This is a genomic window from Gemmiger formicilis (assembly GCF_016901605.1).
Lineage (GTDB): Bacteria > Bacillota > Clostridia > Oscillospirales > Ruminococcaceae > Gemmiger > Gemmiger formicilis_B.
Genome location: NZ_JACJKP010000358.1, coordinates 1 through 724, shown reverse-complemented (window position 1 = coordinate 724; position 724 = coordinate 1). Strand labels below are relative to the sequence as shown.

Below are 724 nucleotides of genomic sequence, written 5' to 3'. Positions count from 1 at the left end.
GTGATACCTACACCACCCTGACCGACGAAACCACCGCCTGGACCGGCGGCTGGTATCTGGCCGAGGGTACCGTGACCATCAGCAAAAAGGTCACCGTGACCGGCGGCGTACAGGGTCTGGCTGGCGGTCAGCGGCGTTTTGGCCGTGACCTGGGTGCCTCCCTCCGGCTGGGTGAACCAGCCCTCAAACTGGTAGTCCTCCCGGGTGGGGGTGGGCAGCCTGACGGGTTTGTGCTCCATCGTCACCAGCGTGGTGTCCGTAAGGGTGGCGCCGTTGCCGTCCAGGAAGATGCGGTATTCCACCTGCAGGGGGGTGCTGCCGCCGGTGATTTCGCTTTTATCGGTCAGCACGCACAGGCCGGTACCGTCCAGCGTGCCGCTGTCATTCTGCAGGGTGGTGTCGTCCAGTTCCAGAGAACCGTTCACCGTCAGGGTGCCGCTGTTGGTCAGGGTGCGGGGAGCATCCGGTGTGCCGTTGACATGCAGGGTGCCGGTGGCGGCAATGGCCAGTGTGCCCCGGTTGTCCAGGTCGCCGCCCGCCACCAGCACCGTACCGTTGTTGGTCAGGGTGCCGTTGTTGACCAGCCCCTTCTGGCAGGTCAGGGTGCCGTTCACCGTCAGTTGCCCGTTGGCGTACACGGTCAGGGGGCGGTCCAGGGTCATATCGTCGGTAAGGATGATGCTGCCGTAAACGGTGGCGGCGTCTTTCTGCACCCACAGGCAGC

1 protein-coding gene is annotated in these 724 nt (G+C 64.9%); it reads right to left on the bottom strand.

Annotated features, from left to right (window positions below; translation table 11 throughout):
- On the bottom strand, positions 1-724 hold a 724-nt coding region (locus H6B10_RS14830; RefSeq protein ID WP_204652290.1), incomplete at both ends, for an InlB B-repeat-containing protein.